The sequence below is a fragment of the Tianweitania aestuarii genome, from assembly GCF_018457165.1.
GTDB classification, from domain to species: Bacteria; Pseudomonadota; Alphaproteobacteria; order Rhizobiales; family Rhizobiaceae; genus Tianweitania; species Tianweitania aestuarii.
Map to the genome: position 1 here is coordinate 772847 of NZ_JAFMNX010000002.1, position 16416 is coordinate 789262.

At 62.4% G+C, this 16416-nt stretch carries 14 protein-coding genes; 3 read left to right on the top strand and 11 right to left on the bottom strand.

The genetic code is table 11. From position 1 onward, the window contains the following. Window positions 1–96 precede the first annotated feature (96 nt). The 3 genes from JYU29_RS11780 to JYU29_RS11790 are packed head-to-tail and all read left to right on the top strand — an operon-like array spanning window position 97 to window position 3644. Window positions 97–1296, top strand: coding sequence for an iron-containing alcohol dehydrogenase (locus tag JYU29_RS11780; protein ID WP_213984973.1), 1200 nt, complete (start codon window positions 97–99; stop codon window positions 1294–1296). An 18-nt stretch (window positions 1297–1314) separates the two neighbouring features. After that, on the top strand, window positions 1315–2778 hold the full coding sequence (locus JYU29_RS11785) for an NAD-dependent succinate-semialdehyde dehydrogenase (protein ID WP_213984974.1): 1464 nt from the start codon (window positions 1315–1317) through the stop codon (window positions 2776–2778). Window positions 2779–2798: 20 nt separating this feature from the next. After that, complete coding sequence (locus JYU29_RS11790; RefSeq protein WP_213985059.1) at window positions 2799–3644, top strand: alpha/beta hydrolase; 846 nt, start codon at window positions 2799–2801, stop codon at window positions 3642–3644. Window positions 3645–3664: 20 nt separating this feature from the next. Here the strand turns inward: JYU29_RS11790 and JYU29_RS11795 are convergent, their stop codons facing one another. The 11 genes from JYU29_RS11795 to JYU29_RS11845 are packed head-to-tail and all read right to left on the bottom strand — an operon-like array spanning window position 3665 to window position 16409. After that, window positions 3665–5305 (bottom strand): acyl-CoA synthetase, encoded by a 1641-nt coding sequence (locus JYU29_RS11795; protein WP_213984975.1) that lies wholly within the window; start codon window positions 5303–5305, stop codon window positions 3665–3667. Between the two features lie 54 nt (window positions 5306–5359). Beyond that, a complete protein-coding gene (locus JYU29_RS11800) occupies window positions 5360–5767 on the bottom strand; it encodes a rhodanese-like domain-containing protein (RefSeq protein ID WP_213984976.1) in 408 nt (135 codons plus the stop codon). Window positions 5768–5769: 2 nt separating this feature from the next. Continuing rightward, window positions 5770–6342, bottom strand: coding sequence for a peroxidase-related enzyme (locus JYU29_RS11805; RefSeq protein ID WP_213984977.1), 573 nt, complete (start codon window positions 6340–6342; stop codon window positions 5770–5772). Between the two features lie 19 nt (window positions 6343–6361). Next, a complete protein-coding gene (locus JYU29_RS11810; RefSeq protein ID WP_250157353.1) occupies window positions 6362–8680 on the bottom strand; it encodes a molybdopterin-dependent oxidoreductase in 2319 nt (772 codons plus the stop codon). Window positions 8681–8694: 14 nt separating this feature from the next. Beyond that, the gene (locus tag JYU29_RS11815; protein WP_213984978.1) at window positions 8695–10257 is read right to left on the bottom strand and encodes an acetolactate synthase large subunit; all 1563 of its coding nucleotides are present in this window, start codon (window positions 10255–10257) and stop codon (window positions 8695–8697) included. Continuing rightward, window positions 10254–11771, bottom strand: coding sequence for an FGGY family carbohydrate kinase (locus JYU29_RS11820; RefSeq protein WP_213984979.1), 1518 nt, complete (start codon window positions 11769–11771; stop codon window positions 10254–10256). The genes JYU29_RS11815 and JYU29_RS11820 overlap by 4 nt, the downstream gene beginning before the upstream one ends. Before the next feature lie 11 nt (window positions 11772–11782). Next, a complete protein-coding gene (locus JYU29_RS11825) occupies window positions 11783–12460 on the bottom strand; it encodes a class II aldolase/adducin family protein (protein ID WP_213984980.1) in 678 nt (225 codons plus the stop codon). A gap of 8 nt (window positions 12461–12468) precedes the next feature. After that, the gene (locus tag JYU29_RS11830) at window positions 12469–13542 is read right to left on the bottom strand and encodes a 2-hydroxyacid dehydrogenase (protein ID WP_213985061.1); all 1074 of its coding nucleotides are present in this window, start codon (window positions 13540–13542) and stop codon (window positions 12469–12471) included. A gap of 21 nt (window positions 13543–13563) precedes the next feature. Further along, window positions 13564–14793, bottom strand: a complete 1230-nt coding sequence (locus tag JYU29_RS11835; RefSeq protein WP_213984981.1) for a CaiB/BaiF CoA transferase family protein — start codon at window positions 14791–14793, stop codon at window positions 13564–13566. A gap of 21 nt (window positions 14794–14814) precedes the next feature. Beyond that, on the bottom strand, window positions 14815–15603 hold the full coding sequence (locus tag JYU29_RS11840) for a CoA transferase (protein WP_213984982.1): 789 nt from the start codon (window positions 15601–15603) through the stop codon (window positions 14815–14817). Then, the gene (locus JYU29_RS11845; protein WP_213984983.1) at window positions 15600–16409 is read right to left on the bottom strand and encodes a CoA transferase subunit A; all 810 of its coding nucleotides are present in this window, start codon (window positions 16407–16409) and stop codon (window positions 15600–15602) included. Before JYU29_RS11845 ends, JYU29_RS11840 begins: the two co-directional genes overlap by 4 nt. Between the last annotated feature and the right edge of the window lie 7 nt (window positions 16410–16416).

Below are 16416 nucleotides of genomic sequence, written 5' to 3' on the forward strand. Positions count from 1 at the left end.
GGTGGATGGATCCGGCAGGGAGCTTTTTTGCCGGCGCAATCCACAGACTGACATCTCTTCTACCGACCGCAGCGACATAGGTCTGAGGGGAAGTGAATGAACCTATTTGGCACCTTGCGAGCGCCCCGGGAGCTGATCTTCGGCTCGGGGCAGCGGCATGCGCTTGACCGCGTGGCAAAACAGCTGGGCAGCCGCGCCCTCGTGGTTACCGATGCCCGGCTATCGAACGACGCTGACCTCCTTTCCATGGTTGCGACGCTTCAGGATGCGGGTCTGCAGGTTCAGGTCGACAGCGCGACCCTGCCCGATGTTCCTGTGGATTCGGCGATCGAAAGCGCTGCGGCGGCCCGAGACTTCGACCCGGATCTCGTGATCGGCATCGGCGGCGGTTCCTGCCTCGACATGGCGAAGTGCCTGTCCGTCTTGTTGCGCCATGGCGGCAAGCCGCAGGATTATTACGGCGAATACAACGTGCCGGGTCCCGTCGTGCCTTTGATCGCTGTGCCCACCACGGCCGGAACCGGTTCGGAAGTCACACCGGTTGCCGTGTTGTCGGATGCAGAGCGCAGTTTGAAGGTCGGAATTTCCAGCCCCTACCTCATTCCCACCGCATCGATCTGCGATCCGGACCTGACGATCACCTGCCCGCCCGGTCTTACCGCCATCGCAGGCGCCGATGCGCTCACCCACGCGATCGAAGCCTTCACCGCGATCCGTCGCGAACCGGTTCCGGGCATCGCACAAGACCGGGTGTTCGTAGGCAAGAACGCGATGTCTGATCATTTCGCCTTGCGCGCGATTGCGCTTCTTTGGGCTGGCCTCGAAGCCGCCTGCACGGACGGCTCTGATCGGCTCGCCCGTGAGCAGGTGATGATGGGAGCAACGCTCGCGGGCCTTGCGTTCGGCGTTGCCGGCACGGCGGCAGCCCACGCGATCCAATATCCGGTGGGCGCACTCACCCACACTGCGCATGGCGCCGGGGTCGCCTGCCTCATGCCTTATGTCATGACCTGGAACCGCCCCGAGATCACGCCGGAGCTGGACGAGATTGCACGCGTTACCGGCCTCAGCAACGGTGAAGCGGTGATCCCCGCGATAACCGCCTTGTTCAAGCGCATCGGCATACCGGCCACGTTGCGCGACCTCGGACTGGAAGAAGAGCGTATCACCTGGGTCTCCGAACAAAGCTGCGGGATCGCCCGGCTTATTCAGAACAATCCACGCCCATTGCCGCTGCCGGAAATGCAGAGGCTCGTAAGTGCAGCCTATTCCGGCGACTTCGCTGCCCTGATCTGACCTTCAAAGGACACAGCCATGCTTCAAACGCTCGGAACACGAGGATTTGCCGACCCGGCTCTTCACGCCGAAGGTCTCTACATTAACTGCCAATGGGAGAAAGGGCAGGACATTCCTGTGGTCGATCCCTCGACAGGCGAGGTTCTCGCCCATGTCGCCGATGCCGGAATCGATGATGCCCTGCGCGCCGTGGATGCCGCACATGCAGCCGCTGCCGGCTGGCGCGCAACGCCGTCGCGCCAGCGCTCGGAAATCCTGCGCCGCTGGTTCCACCTAATGACCGAGCATGCCGACGATCTGGCGATGCTGATTTCGCTGGAAAACGGCAAGGCTCTGTCCGATGCGCGCGGCGAAGTGGGCTATGCCGCCGAATTCTTCCGCTGGTATGCCGAAGAAGCCACACGCATTCCTGGCGAATACCGCCCGACCCCGTCGGGCTCGCACAAGATCCTGGTGGATCATGAACCAATCGGGATTTCGGTGCTGATCACCCCATGGAACTTCCCGGCCGCAATGGCGACGCGCAAGATTGGACCGGCTCTGGCTGCCGGCTGCACCGTGATCCTGAAGCCGGCATCGGAAACGCCGCTGACCGCTTACGCCATGGCGCGTCTTGGCGAGGAGGCCGGCGTGCCGGCCGGCGTGGTCAACGTTTTGACCACCCGCAATCCCGGTCCCGTGGTCAGCGCGATGCTTGCCGATCCGCGCGTGCGAAAGCTGTCCTTCACCGGCTCGACAGGCGTCGGGCGCGCCCTTCTCGCAGAAGCCGCCAAGACGGTGGTCAGCTGCTCGATGGAACTCGGCGGTAATGCGCCGTTCCTCGTTTTCGATGATGCGGACCTCGATGCAGCGCTCGATGGCGCGATGATCGCAAAGATGCGCAATGCCGGCGAAGCCTGCACGGCGGCAAACCGCTTTTATGTTCAGGCCGGCATCCATGACGCTTTCGTGGACGGTTTGACCAAGCGCATGGCGTCGCTGAAGGTTGGTGCCGGCACCGATGTCGCTACGCAATGCGGCCCCATGATCACGCAAAAAGCTGTGCAGAAGATCGACCAGCTCGTGTCCAACGCACTCCAGCGCGGCGCTCGCGCGACCACCGGCGGCAAGCCGCGGGAAGGCAGCGGCTATTTTTACCCGCCGACTGTGCTGGAGAATGTGCCCACGGACGCCGACATCGCCTTCGAGGAAATCTTCGGACCGGTTGCTCCCGTCTACAAGTTCGAAACGGAAGAAGAGGCCATCCGCCTCGCAAACGACACCGAATACGGCCTCGCCGCTTACATCTATTCGCGCGACCTCAAGCGTGCGATGCGGGTCGGCAAGGGTCTGGAAAGCGGCATGCTCGGCATCAATCGTGGCTTGATGTCTGATCCCGCAGCACCGTTCGGCGGCGTGAAGCAAAGCGGTCTCGGACGCGAAGGCGGCGTGACGGGCATCCTCGAATTCATGGAAGCCAAATACTACGCGGTGGACATTTAGACATGGAAGCTCAACCCTATGTGACCCGGTCCGACCCCTACCTGATCAAAGACTTCGTGGCTGACTTCGATGCGATCGCTGCCGAGTTCGCCGCGCGCAGCGGCGCCCTGTCGGCCAAGGCGACCACGCGCGCGGATATCGCTTATGGCGCCAGCCCACGCGAAACGGTTGACCTTATCCTTCCGGATCAGGTGTCGGACGGCGCTCCGCTCCATGTCTTCGTTCATGGAGGTTATTGGCGTTCTGGCAACAAGGAAAACTACCGCTTCGTAGCCGCCCCGGTGCTTGCCGTCGGCGGCATCTGCGCCTTGGTTGAATATGATCTCATGCCCGGTCAGAGGCTGCCGGTGCTGGTCGATCAGGTCCGGCGAGCCGTGTGCTGGCTGCGAGACAATGCGCGTTCCTTTGGCGCCGACCCCGACCGCATCACGGTCAGCGGCCATTCAGCCGGAGCCCACCTTTCATCCTATCTTGCTGCCACCGGGCCAAACGAGACCAAGGCACCCCGACTGCCCGATCTTCGTGGTCTGCTGCTCGTGAGCGGCATCTATGATCTTTCGGGCATACCCGACAGCTTTCTGCGCGATGAAGCTGCGATGACGCATGAAGAAGCGGCATCATGGTCGCCTCTTTCTTCCAGCCATCATGCGGGTCCACCTCGGATCCTGGCCTTTGGCGGAGCGGAAACAGCGCCCTTCCATGACCAGGCCGGCGCTTTGCACCAAAAGCTGCAAAGCCAGAACCTGCCACTGGACCTCATGGAAGTGCCTGAACACAACCACATGAGCGTCATGCTGGAACTCGGAGATCCCGATCAACCGCTCGGCCGTCGCTTGAGCAACCTTGTGGAAGCAGCGCAAGCGTAAGCCAACAGTTCAAATTCTGCCTAGGTCTTCAACAAGCCCCGCAAACTGAACTTCTGGATCTTGCCCGTGGATGTCTTGGGGATCTCCGCAAAGATGATGCGTGCGGGGCATTTGTAGCTGGCGAGGTTGGCTTTGCAGAAGGCGAGCATCTCGGCTTCTGTTGCTGTGCGGCCGGGTTTCAGCTCGATAAAGGCTGCCGGGCGCTCGCCCCATTTCTCGTCCGGCATCGCCACCACGCCGCAAAAGGCGATATCCGGATGGCGGTACAACGCGTCTTCCACCTCGATGGACGAAATGTTCTCGCCACCCGAGATGATGATGTCCTTCGAGCGGTCCTTGAGCTGGATATAGCCGTCGGGATGCAGCACGCCGAGGTCGCCGGAATGGAAGTATCCGCCGGCAAAAGCGTCTTCGGTGGCTTTCTCGTTCTTGAGATAGCCCTTCATCACGATGTTACCGCGAAACATCACCTCGCCCAGCGTTTCGCCATCGGCCGGCACCGGCTCCATGGTAAGCGGATCGAGCACCGTGAGTTCCGACAGCGCCAGGAAGTTGACGCCCTGCCGCGCCTTCTTCACCGCCTGTTCGGCGGGCGGCAGCGCGTTCCAGTCGTCATGCCACTCGTTCACGACGGCCGGACCATAGGTTTCCGTGAGCCCGTAAACATGCGTGACGTTGAAGCCCTCCTCTGCCATCGCCTGCAACACCGCTTCGGGTGGCGGCGCGGCGGCGGTGTTGAAGGTGACGCTTTGCTCGAATGGACGCTTGTCTTCGTCCGACGCGTTGATCAGCGTCGACATCACGATTGGCGCACCGCACAGGTGAGTGACGTCATGATCAGCCAGAGCGTCATACATCGCTTTCGCACGAACCCACCGCAGACACACATGCGTGCCAGCCTGGATCGCCAGCGTCCAGGGAAAGCACCAGCCGTTGCAATGGAACATGGGCAGCGTCCAGAGATAGATCGGATGCCGGTTCATGCCCGAATGAATGATGTTGCTGAGTGAAGCCAGGGCGGCACCACGATGATGCACAACGACGCCTTTGGGATTGCCGGTCGTGCCGGACGTATAGTTCAGCGCAATGGCGTCCCATTCGTCGTCGGGCATCGACACCGCGAAGTCGGGGTCACCGCTTTCAAGAAAGGCGTGATAATCGATCGTTCCAATGCGCTCGCCCTTGGGAAACGGCGCATCGGCGGGATAATCGGGATCGTCGAAGTCGATCACCACCGGCTTGACCGTGGCCTGTTCCAGCGCCTGCTTCATCACCGCCGAATATTCGCGATCGACGATGACGATCCTGGATTCCGCATGATCGAGCTGGAAGGCGATCGTTGCCGCATCCGAGCGCGTGTTGAGCGAATGCAGCACCGCTCCGCCGGCAAACGGCACACCGAAATGGGCTTCGAGCATCGGCGGCGTGTTGGACAGCATCACGGTGACCGTGTCGCCTTTGCCGATCCCTTGCCCGACCAGCGCCGATGCCAGCCGGCGGGTGTTGCGGAAGAAGTCGCGGTAACTCAGTCGCGTTTGTCCGTGCACCACGGCGATGTGGTCGGGATAGGTGCGCGCGGCGCGCTCCAGAAAAGACAGCGGCGTCAGCGACTGATGGTTGGCGACACGACGTTCGAGCCCTTGATCGTATTTGTTCACCACCAGCCTGCCTATGCCTTATCTGCTTTTCCTGCGGTCCAAACCTTCGCCTTCAGCTCAGCCTTGCGGCTTGGCGTCCGGCTCGCGACGCTTCTTTTCCGCCACGGGATTGCCGGCTTCTTTCCATTCCTTGAAACCGCCGCACATACTGCGCGCTTTCAAGCCCATTTCCTGCGCGACCTTGGCGGCCAGCAGCGAGCGCCAGCCGGACGCGCAATAGAAGACAAAGGTCTTGTCCTCGGCAAAGGCCGGCTTGTGATAGGGGCTTTCCGGATCGATCCAGAATTCCAGCATGCCGCGTGGCGCATGCAGCGCGCCCTCGATGGTGCCGTCTCGCTCCAGTTCGCGCGGATCGCGAATGTCCACCAAAACGACATCATCCGGCTTGGCGACCATGTCACCAGTGGAAACGGACTGCACCACGGCATCCGCTTCGGCGAGCATATCCTTGTAACCCTTGGCCATGATCAGCGTCCCATCGCATAGAATTCGTCGTTCGGCCGCATGCTCGTGACATTGGCCAGGCGGTTCGACATGCCGAAGAAAGCAGAGATCGCTGCGATATCCCAGGCATCTTCTTCCGTGAAATCGTGGTCCTTAAGAACGGCGATATCGTCGTCGCCGACATCATAAGCGCGCTGCGACACCTTCATCGCGAAATCGAGCATCGCCTTCTGGCGCGGCGTGATGTCGGCCTTGCGGTAGTTGATCGCGACCTGGTCGGCGATGGTCGGGCTCTTGGCGCGAATGCGCAGGATCGCACCATGCGCCACAACGCAATACTGGCACTGGTTGATGTTGCTGGTGGCCACCACGATCATTTCGCGCTCGGCCTTGGTGATCGGACCGGGTTTGTCCATCAGCGCGTCATGATAGGCAAAGAAAGCGCGAAATTCGTCGGGGCGATGCGCCAGCGTCAGGAAGACGTTCGGCACGAAGCCGGACTTTTCCTGCACCGCAAGCACGCGCTCACGAATATCGTCGGGCAAATCCCCAATCTCGGGAACAGGAAAGCGACTGATCGCGGCAGCTTGGGTCATTGTATCTCCTCCGGTAGTGTCAAACAGCCGCCAGTGCGACCAGTCTCGTCTGATAGGCAGCGAAGGCATCGCTCGTGTCGCCATGATAGGGCTCGACATGAACGAGGCAGGTATGGGCCGAACAGCCTTGGCCGAACTGGGATGTGCCGATATCGAGCGTCAGCACGTTGGGGTTGCCCGCCACATCGAGCCCGCTATTGCCATGCGGCGTGAACCAGGCGCCGGTCGGCAAAACGATGACCTCGAAGCGCACGGTATCGCTGACATCAGCGGTCGCGAGACACGCGCCGCGCTCGTTCCACAAGCGGATGGTCTGCCCGTCCACAATGTTGAGCTCGGCCGCCTTCTGCGGGTGAATGCGCGCCTGTTCGCGGCCGTTCTTCTTCAAGGCACGGCTCGCTTCGCCGGTTTCGAGCTGGCTATGGAGGCGGCCCGCCGGCTGGTGGGAAATCAGGTGCAGTTCATCGGCACCGGTCGCGCTGCCCAGCCATTCTGCCGGCTCGATCCATGCGGGATGAGACCGGCAATCGGCGTAATCGAGCTTGGCGAGCTTTTCCGAACCGAGCACGATCTTGCCGCTTTCGGTGCCCAGCGGATGCGCATCCGGCGCATCGCGGAAGTCGGCGAGATAAACGTTGTTCTCCTTCACCGGCACGGGCGCATAACCTTGTTCCCAGAAGGTCTCGAAGTCCGGCATGTCGAAGCCGAAGCGCGTTCTGGCATCGTCACGGCTGTTGTCATAGAGATGGCGCAGCCAGCCCATCTCGTCGCGACCCTCGTTGAAGCGCTCGCCGACGCCGAGCTTGGCCGCGATCATGTCGAAGATCGCGAAGTCTGACTTCGCTTCGCCGAGCGGTTCGATCGCCTGATGCATGGCAAGCACCATGTCGGAGCGCTTGTTGCCGGCCAGATCGTTGCGCTCGATGGAGGTGGTGGCGGGCAAAATGATGTCGGCGCGCTGGGCGGTCGCCGTCCACATCGGGTCCTGCACAATTATGGTTTCCGGCCGCGTCCAGGCTTCCTCGAGGCGGTTGAGGTCCTGATGGTGGTGATAAGGATTGCCGCCCGCCCAATACACCAGCCTGGTGTCGGGATAGGTCCGCTCCTCGCCTTCATAGGTGTAGGTGCCGCCGGGATTGAGCAGCATGTCGGAGATGCGCGCCACGGGAATGAAGCTGTTGATCGGCTTCACCAGCTGCGAAATGGCGGGCGATTTGCCGAGGTTGAACGGCAAACCGACGCCGCCGAGCGAGGCATAGCCATAGCCCACGCCGCCGCCGGGCAAGCCGATCTGGCCAATCACCGAAGCAAGGCCGAGCGCGGCCCAGAACGGCTGTTCGCCATGATGGGCGCGCTGCAAGCTCCAGCTCACCGTGATTTGGCTACGGGTATCCACGAGAACGCGCGCGAGTTCGGCGATCTTGGCTTGATCGAGCCCGGTGATCGAAGCCGCCCATCCCGCATCCTTGCGCACGCCATCTTCGCCGGCTTCGAGATAGTTCAGCAACCGGTCGGCACCGCTGGTGCAGCGCTCGAGAAACCCTTTGTCATGGCGGTCAGCCTTCACGATCTCGCCGGCAAGACCCAGCATCAGCGCCGCGTCGGTATTGGGGCGGATCGGCCACCATTCGGCAGGCACCCATTCCGGCAGATCGTCCTTCAAGGGCGATACGAGGATGATGCGCACGCCGCGCTCAACCATGCGCTTCAGATGCGTTTCAAGCCCGTGGCGGGCGATGCCACCGGCCTCCGTCTGTGCCGTGCGCGGCGACAGGGCGCCAAACACCAGCAGCGTTTCTGTGTGCTCGGCAATGGAATCCAGCGTGTTCGCCTGACCGCCGCAGGCCCTGTCGTCGCCCAACGTATGGCGCAGGATCACGGGTCCCGCGGCAATCGAATAGGTGTCGACATGGCCGGTAAAGCCGCCGACCAGGTTCAGCGTACGCTTGAGCAGCGACGAAGCATGGTGGAAGCGGCCGCAGCTCGTCCAGCCATAAGAGCCGGCAAAAATCGCTTCATTGCCGAACGCATCGGCCACGCGGCGAATTTCGCTTGCCACCATGTCGGTGACTTCATCCCACGGCACGGCCACGAAGTTCTCGCGTCCGCGTCCATGGCGGTCGCTCCCTTCGCGCTTGTCGAGCCAGCCGGAGCGAACCATCGGCCGCAAGACGCGGCGCTCGGGATTGGCCCATTCCTTGACCGAGCGGATGATCGGGGATGGCGCCGGGTCGAGCGCGAAGGGCTCGACACCCACGATATCGTTGTCGTCCACGAGGAGCGTATAAGCGCCCCAATGGGAGCAATGCGGAACACGCTTGATGGTGCCCATGGTCATGGCTTTCCTGTTAATCAGATCAACGCTTCGATCAGGAACGGTCCGGGTCGGCTGCAGGCGGTCTTGAGAAGATCGGCAAAGCCTTCCGCCGTGTCGGTGCAAGCGGCTTCCACGCCCATGCTGTTGGCGAGCTTCACCCAGTCGAGCGCGGGATCGTCGATGTTGAGCATGCGGCTGGCATTCTCGCCCGGTGCGCCTGCGCCGACATTCTTCAGCTCGCCGAGCAGAATGTTGTAGCGGCGGTTGGAAAAGATGATCGTCACCACATCGCAGCGTTCACGCGCCTGCGTCCAAAGCGCCTGCACCGTATACATGCCGCTGCCATCGGCCTGCAGCGCAACGACCTTGCGGTCCGGACACGCAATCGACGCGCCGGTGGCCAGTGGCAAACCGACACCGATCGCACCGCCGGTCAGCTGCAGGAAGTCATGTGGCTCGGAGCCATGAGTGGTGCGGAAGAAGTCGCGGCCAGACGAGATGGATTCATCGCAAACAATGGCATTGGCGGGAACATGGTGGGCGAGCGCCACCGCAATTCCTTCGGCTGTCAGCTTGCCCGTGACCCGATCGGGGCGAAAGCGCTGCGCCAGTTCCGATTCGACCCCGGTAACGCCAATTTCGTCAGCGAGTGCGGCTACGGCTGCGGCGATATTGGTGTCGTCTTCCACCATATCGACCACACGGCAATCCGCCGGCAGCATGCTGCTCGGCTTGTTCGGATAAGCAAAGAAACCGACGGGCGCCTTGGCGCTGATCAGGATCACCTGTTCGGTGTCGGCGAACTTGGCGACCGCCTGATCCACCACGTAGGGCACGCGGTCAACGGCCACGCGGCCCGCGCCACGCTGCATACGCCCGTTCGCCTGCTGCGCCATCAGCCGGGCACCGGTCTTGCGCGCGACACGGTCGAGCGTCTCCAGCTCGTGTTCACGCAGCGCCATGCCGCTGACGAGGATCGTGGTGGTCTTGCCGGAACGAAGCGCTTCGGCTGCTTCGCGGATACGGGCGGCATCCGGCTGCTTTTGTTGCTCGCGAGCGATCGGCTGCGGCACGCCCTTGCTTGTTTCGTTCCAGGCGGCGTCGGCATGCAGGATCAAGGTCGCGATCTGCCCGCCGTTTGCATGAGCGGCGCGAATGGCGTCTTCCGTGCGCTCACCGACAGCATCGGCGTCCGTCGCGCGTCCAACCCAATGGGACATCGGCCTGGCAAGCGAGTCGATATCCGAATGCAGCGGCGCATCATAATCGAGATGGTAGGTCGCGTGATCGCCCACCACATTCACCATCGGCGTGCGTGCGCGTTTGGCATTGTGCAGATTGGCAAGACCATTCGCCAGACCCGGCCCCAGATGAAGCAGCGTCGCCGCCGGCTTATCGGCCATGCGGGCATAACCGTCGGCTGCGCCCGTCACCACGCCTTCAAACAGGCCGAGCACACAGCGCATGGTGGGCTGCCGGTCGAGCGCCGCCACGAAATGCATTTCGGATGTTCCGGGATTGGCAAAACACACATCCACATCATTGGCGAGCAGCGTTTCGCACAAGAGATCAGCGCCGTTGTTTGGATTTTGGCTCATGCCGGTGACCCTTCCATCAGTTTTTGCGCGCGATCCGCGATGGTTGAAACCGTACCCCATTCGCCGCAAGCAGCATCCAGGAGTTTCGAGAACAGCGCGTATTTCTCTTCGGCATAGGTGAGCAGATCAGCATGCCCGGGAGCAAGCACTTCGTCGGGTTCGGTGATCCAATCCTGAACGAGTTGTGCCTTGGTTGCATCGAACAGGACCTTCGCGCCAACCGCGCCAAGGCCCCGCAAACCGGCATGACCGGCAGTGTTGCGCTCGACCTCGGTCCCCATGATCGTGGAAAGAAAACGGGCAAACTGCGCATCGCCCGCCAATCCGCCGCCAAGCGTCAGGCGGTTTGCGGGCGCATTCATCATGTCATGGCTTTTACGGGCAACGAAGCACAGCGCCTCACGCGCCGCCCAGGCAAGGTCGGCCGGCTTTGTCGCGGCCGTGACACCGAACAGCGCGCCTGATGCGTGCGGCGACGTATAAGGCGCCCGCTCGCCGCCGGGCTCGAAAAAGGGATGCATCACCACGCCGGAATAAGAGGGCACAGAAACGGAAGCGGGCTGACCCGTGAGCTTGGCCACATGGCTGAACAAGGTCGCGCCGTTGAAGCTTGGATGAAAGCAGAGATAGCCGTCATCAAGCACAAAGCGCTGCACCATGGCGCCAGCAGGCTTTTCGCGCATCAGGTTGGGGTCAAGCAGGAAACAGGCGTGAATGGCGCTCGTGCCGAAGATGGAAGCGCGCGTGACACCGGTGCGGGTGCCAAGTCCCATTCCGATCAGGGTCGCCTGCACATCGCCTGGACCAAGCAGCACCGGCAACCCCGCAGCCAAACCGATCGCGGCGGCCGCTTCGCCTTTCAAACTGGCGCGGCATTCGCCGACATCCAGAAACGGCGGCAAAAGCTCGATGCCGCGCTGAAGACCCAGACTTTCCTGCACCACAGGCGAGAAGGTGTTGGTGCGCCAATCGCCCCATACCGGCAAAGCAGCACTCGGCTCGCCCATGAGCGTGCCCGTCAGCGAGAGGAACAACCATTCCTTGCAGCGCAGCGCATGGGCGATGCGCGCGAGGCGTGACGGATCATTTAGTTGCAGCCACAGAAGATGCAGCGTTTGTGATGCGGCAGTCGGCCTCGAAAAGGTGACGGCTTCGATGTCCGCGAACGCACCCGCTTCGCCCAACGTGCCTGCCAAAGCGCGCGCCCGGCCATCGAGCCAGGTCATGGCGCGGCCAACCGGCTCACCGCCGCTGTCAACGGGCCAAAGTCCGTCGCCCTGCCCCGTGACGATCAAACCCTGAACTGCACCCGCATCGATCTGGGCAACACAGTCGCGCAACACATGGAACGCATCATCGCGCGTCACGGTCATGTCCTGTTCAACGCGCTGGCCTTCGCGGCGCAGCGCATTGTTGTCGGATTGCGCCACGGCCAGAAGCCGGCCATGCCGGTCGAAAGCGGCGGCCTTGACGGCTGTCGTTCCGGAATCGAGGCAAAGCAGGATCGGATCCATGGCGCGCGCTTTCAGGAAGCCTGACGAAGCCCTTCGAGGGCCGGTACAGCCTGCTGGCCGTAGGTCTTGAACTTCTCCGTCACAACCGCGATCTGCTCTTCGTTCAAGACCGGCGGCTCGCCGAACGGCAGGCACAGGAGATACTGGTGCGCCAGTTCTTCAACCGTCACGGCCAGCGCCAGCGCGCGGGCGATCGACACATGCGCGGCGATCACGCCATGATGCGCCATCAAACAGGCGCGGCGGCCTTCCAGCGCTTTCACCACGACATCGGCCAGTTCCTGCGTGCCGAACAGCTCGTAAGGCGCACAGCGGATGCTCGACCCGCCGGCCGCAGCGATGGAGTAATGCACCGCCGGAATATCCTTCTCCAGGATCGACACGGATGTCGCGAAGGTGGAATGCGTGTGCACCACCGACTTCAGGTCCGGCCGCGCTTGGAGGATGTCGCGATGAAAGCGCCATTCGCTCGATGGCAGAACATCGCCGGCAAAGGTCGCGTCCCAGTTCATCTGCACGACATGCTCGGGCTCGAGCTTGTCATAGGGAATGCCAGTCGGCGAGATCAGGAAGCCGTCGCCATTGCGGACGCTGATATTGCCCGACGTTCCCTTGTTGATGCCGAGCCGGTTCATGGAGCGGCAGGCTTCGATCAGTTCGGTGCGCAGAACGCGTTCGTCTTCGGTCATGGCTTCACTCACTTGGTGGGATAGCGGGGCTCTTTGCCCTCGAGGATCAGGCCGATATCCTCGGCGATCATCGTGGCGGCCTTGGTGATGGAAAAGCGCGAGGCACCGGCAATATGCGGGGACAGCGTGACATTCGCCAGCTTGAGCAGCGGCCAGTCGGCGGGTGGCGGCTCTGGATCGAAAGTGTCGAGTGCAGCGCCGCGCAGATGGCCGGATTTCAGCGCATCATAGAGCGCGGCATAATCCAGCACCTGCCCGCGCGTCGTGTTGACGATGTAAGCGCCCGGCTTCATCGCCTCGATCTGCGCCCGGCCGATCATGCCTTTGGTTTGCGGCGTCACGCGCGGATGCAGCGTCACCACATCGGACTGGCGCAGGAGATCATCGAACTCGACTTTCTCGATGCCGGCGGCACGGTCTTCATCGGTCAGCTGCTTGAACGGATCGGCAACGAGGATGCGGCAACCGAACGGCTGCAGAAGGCGCGCCACGCGGGTGCCGATATCGCCATAGCCAATGATGCCGACGGTCAGCTCGCAAAGCTCCGGGCCGGTATGGTCGTAATGATAAAACTCGCGGCGGAACTCGCCGCTCGCCACGCTGAGATGGCCGCGAATGAGGTTGCGTGTTTCAGCAAGCAGCGACGCCACTGTGAACTCGGCCACCGCCGAAGCATTGCGGCCCGGCGTGTTGATGACGGTAATGCCCCGTTCCCGCGCAGCCGGCATCTCGATGTTGACTGGACCGCCGCGCGACACGGCGATGATCTTGAGATCGGGCGCATGATCGAGACTGTCGGCGGTGATCGGCGCCAGATGGGTGACGAGGATGTCGAGGTCGGAAAGAAAGTCGAAGTAATCTTCCGGGCGACCTACGAATTCGGCCACCGGCAGATTAGGGTCGTGCTTGGTGGACTGCACCTTGAGCGGCCAATCCAGCTGCATGTGCTTGTAGCGGATCGAGCGGCCTCCGAGACGCTGGCTCAGCGCTTCCTCGAAGAACTGCGGCTGCATGAAGCCATCACCGATGATCCCGACGGTGAGCGTCTTTGTGTCCGCCGCACTGTTGGCCGAGCTTTGCATTGCATCCATGGGCTTCTGTCCTCAGGCAGTCCGGGTTTTGGTAGAAACAACGGTGTCCTCAAGCGCGCCCTTGAGCGCGTCCTCGAGCCCGGGCAGAACGTCGCGATAGCGCGACTGGTCAGCCTTCACCTCGTCGAGGATTTCCGTTGTGTGTTCGGCAAAAGCGGGCGGTGCCATGCGATAGGACGCTGGCGTACGCGACAGTTTGATGGGGCTTCCGGTGCCGCGATAATCGCCGACATCCACCACCATTTCGCGGTGCTGGGTGTGCGCATCGGCCACCACCTGGTCGATCGTGCGCACCGCCCCGCACGGCACACCGGCCTTGATCAACTGGTCGGCCAGCGCATCGCATTCGAAAGCAGCCAGCGCTTTTTCCAGCTCGACCTTGAGCGCGTCGCGATTGATGTTGCGCTCGCCATTGCTGACGAAGCGCGGATCATCCGGCAGATCCGGTCGGCCGATGATCTTGCACAGCGTGGTGAACTGGCGATGATTGCCGACCGCCAGAAAGATCGGCTCCGTGCCGGTGGCGAACGTATCATACGGGCAGATATTGGGATGGGCGTTGCCGGAGGGCTTGGCCACCTTGCCGTTGAGATAATAGTTCGGAAGATGCGGATGGAGCAGCGATACGCCGCAATCATAAAGCGTGGTCTCGACGAACTGGCCCTTGCCGCTGGTGGCGCGCTCGTTCAGCGCCATCAGAATGCCGATCACCGCATTGAGACCGGTTACCATGTCCACAACCGGCAAGCCGACACGCAAGGGCTCGCCGCCGAGCTCGCCGTTGACGCTCATGATGCCGCAGGACGCTTGAATCGCCGCGTCATAGCCGGGCATGCCCCCCATCGGGCCATCGGCGCCAAAGCCGGAGACGCGGCAATGCACGAGGCGCGGAAAGCGGCGCTGCAAGTCCTCGCTGCCGAGACCCCAGCGTTCCAGCGTGCCGGTCTTGAAGTTCTCGATGAACACATCGGCGGTTTCGAGCAGCGCCAGCAGCAGTTCCTGTCCCGCAGGCTGCGCCATATCGAGTGCCATGCCGCGCTTGTTGCGGTTGAGGCCTAGGAAGTAGCTGGCCGTACCGTGAAGAAAGGGCGGCCCCCAGCCGCGCGTTTCATCACCTGCCGGTGGCTCGATCTTGATCACATCCGCGCCGTGATCAGCGAGCACCTGACCGCAATATGGACCGCCAAGAACGCGGCTGGCGTCGATGACCTTGAGGTTTGACAGGGAGCCGGGGTTCAGCATTGGTTCAATCCAATCGTTCTTTCACGACGCAATCGCCGCCTGCGGATCCTGCAGGGCCTGAAGATCGTCGCGCATCTGCTTGGCAAAATCCGGATAGGTTTCGCTGAGTTCGTCCATGACCTGCCCGCGCAAAAGGGACAGGGTCCGCGCGTCGGGTTCGGGTGTTTGTTCGGGCCGCGCCGGATGATCGAAGCGGAAGCCGGTGGCATCCTTGATTTCGGCGAGGTCGTGCCCCGGATGCACGCTGTCGAGCGCGAAGTTGCCTTGCGTCTTGTTGAAGCGAAACAACCCCTTGGAGGTCAGAAGCGCATGCGGTCCGCCCCGGCGGTAAACGCCTTCCGCGCTCGTGCCGGGAGCGGAAATAAAATCGACCTTGTTCACGAACACACGCGGAGAATGTTCTTCGCGAAACAGGATCACGCGCGGCACGACGAAATACAGATAGGCGGAGCCGAACGAACCTGGCCAGCGTACGCTTGATTGCGGATATGCGCCGGCGCCAACCAGATTGACGTTGCCTTGGCCGTCGATCTGCCCGCCGCCGAGGAAAAAGGCGTCGATGCGCCCCTGCCCCGCGCAATCAAACAGTTCGGCCGAGCCGTTTGTGAAGAAGTTGTGCTCCACCGAGCCCAGAATGGAGATGCGCACCGGCTTTTCGCCGGCTTGCTGCTTCAAGGCGCGCAAAAGCATCGCGCCCGCTGCCGGGATCGGGGAGGATGCGCCAACCGCGACATGGCGCACGCCATCCAGCAGGCGCGCAACGGTGGCGATCAGAATTTCGCGCGGCAGGATCGGGCTGGCACCACTCATTGCGCCGGCTCCAGCATGCGGCCGCTCATATAATCGGCGAAACCCTCATCGGAACGCGCCGCCTTGGCATATCGAATGAGCTCTGCCGTATCGGTCGGGTATTCCCCCCATAGGCCGTAGGGCCAGGCGCCCTTCGGCGCGACGGCGATGTCCGACACATAAAGAGAAGGCAGCGTGCCGGCGGCACTCATCTCGTTGGCGAGCAGGCTTTCGTCCACGATCCGCTCCACCGTCACGAGCGTGGTGGTTGAAGCATAGGCCATGGCGGCCAGTTCGCGGCGCCGGCCGATCCAGACATTGCCGAAGCGATCGGCCATCGGGGCATGGAAAATCGCCACATCGGGCTTGATCGCAGGGATCAGAACAATGGGATCGCCGGCATCTTCGAACGGGTTGTCGATCACCTGCCAGTCGCCGCGATTTCGCAGGACATCCGTGCCGATCAGCCCACGCATGGGCAGAAACGGACTGCCCTTCTGCGCGGCCATCAGCCCGGCATGAATGGCGGGGCATGTCGCGTCCATGATGCGGATCGCGCCGGTCTTCACGGCCTGATTGAAACGCGGCGCGCCGCCGGCTTCACCCAGCGACACGGCGCTGGTTTCCACTGTGCTCACGAGGCCCGCACCGATCAGCTGATCGACCTGGAGACCGCCAGTCGGCACGCAGATCACATGAAGATCACCTGCGCCGCGCGCAATCAGCGGCTTCGTCATGGCCATGGACACGCCGGCATAATCCACCGGCAGCGCAAGACGCATGCCGGCTTCCACCTGCCGTGCCAGTGTTTCGAGATCCGACAACAAAGGCTCC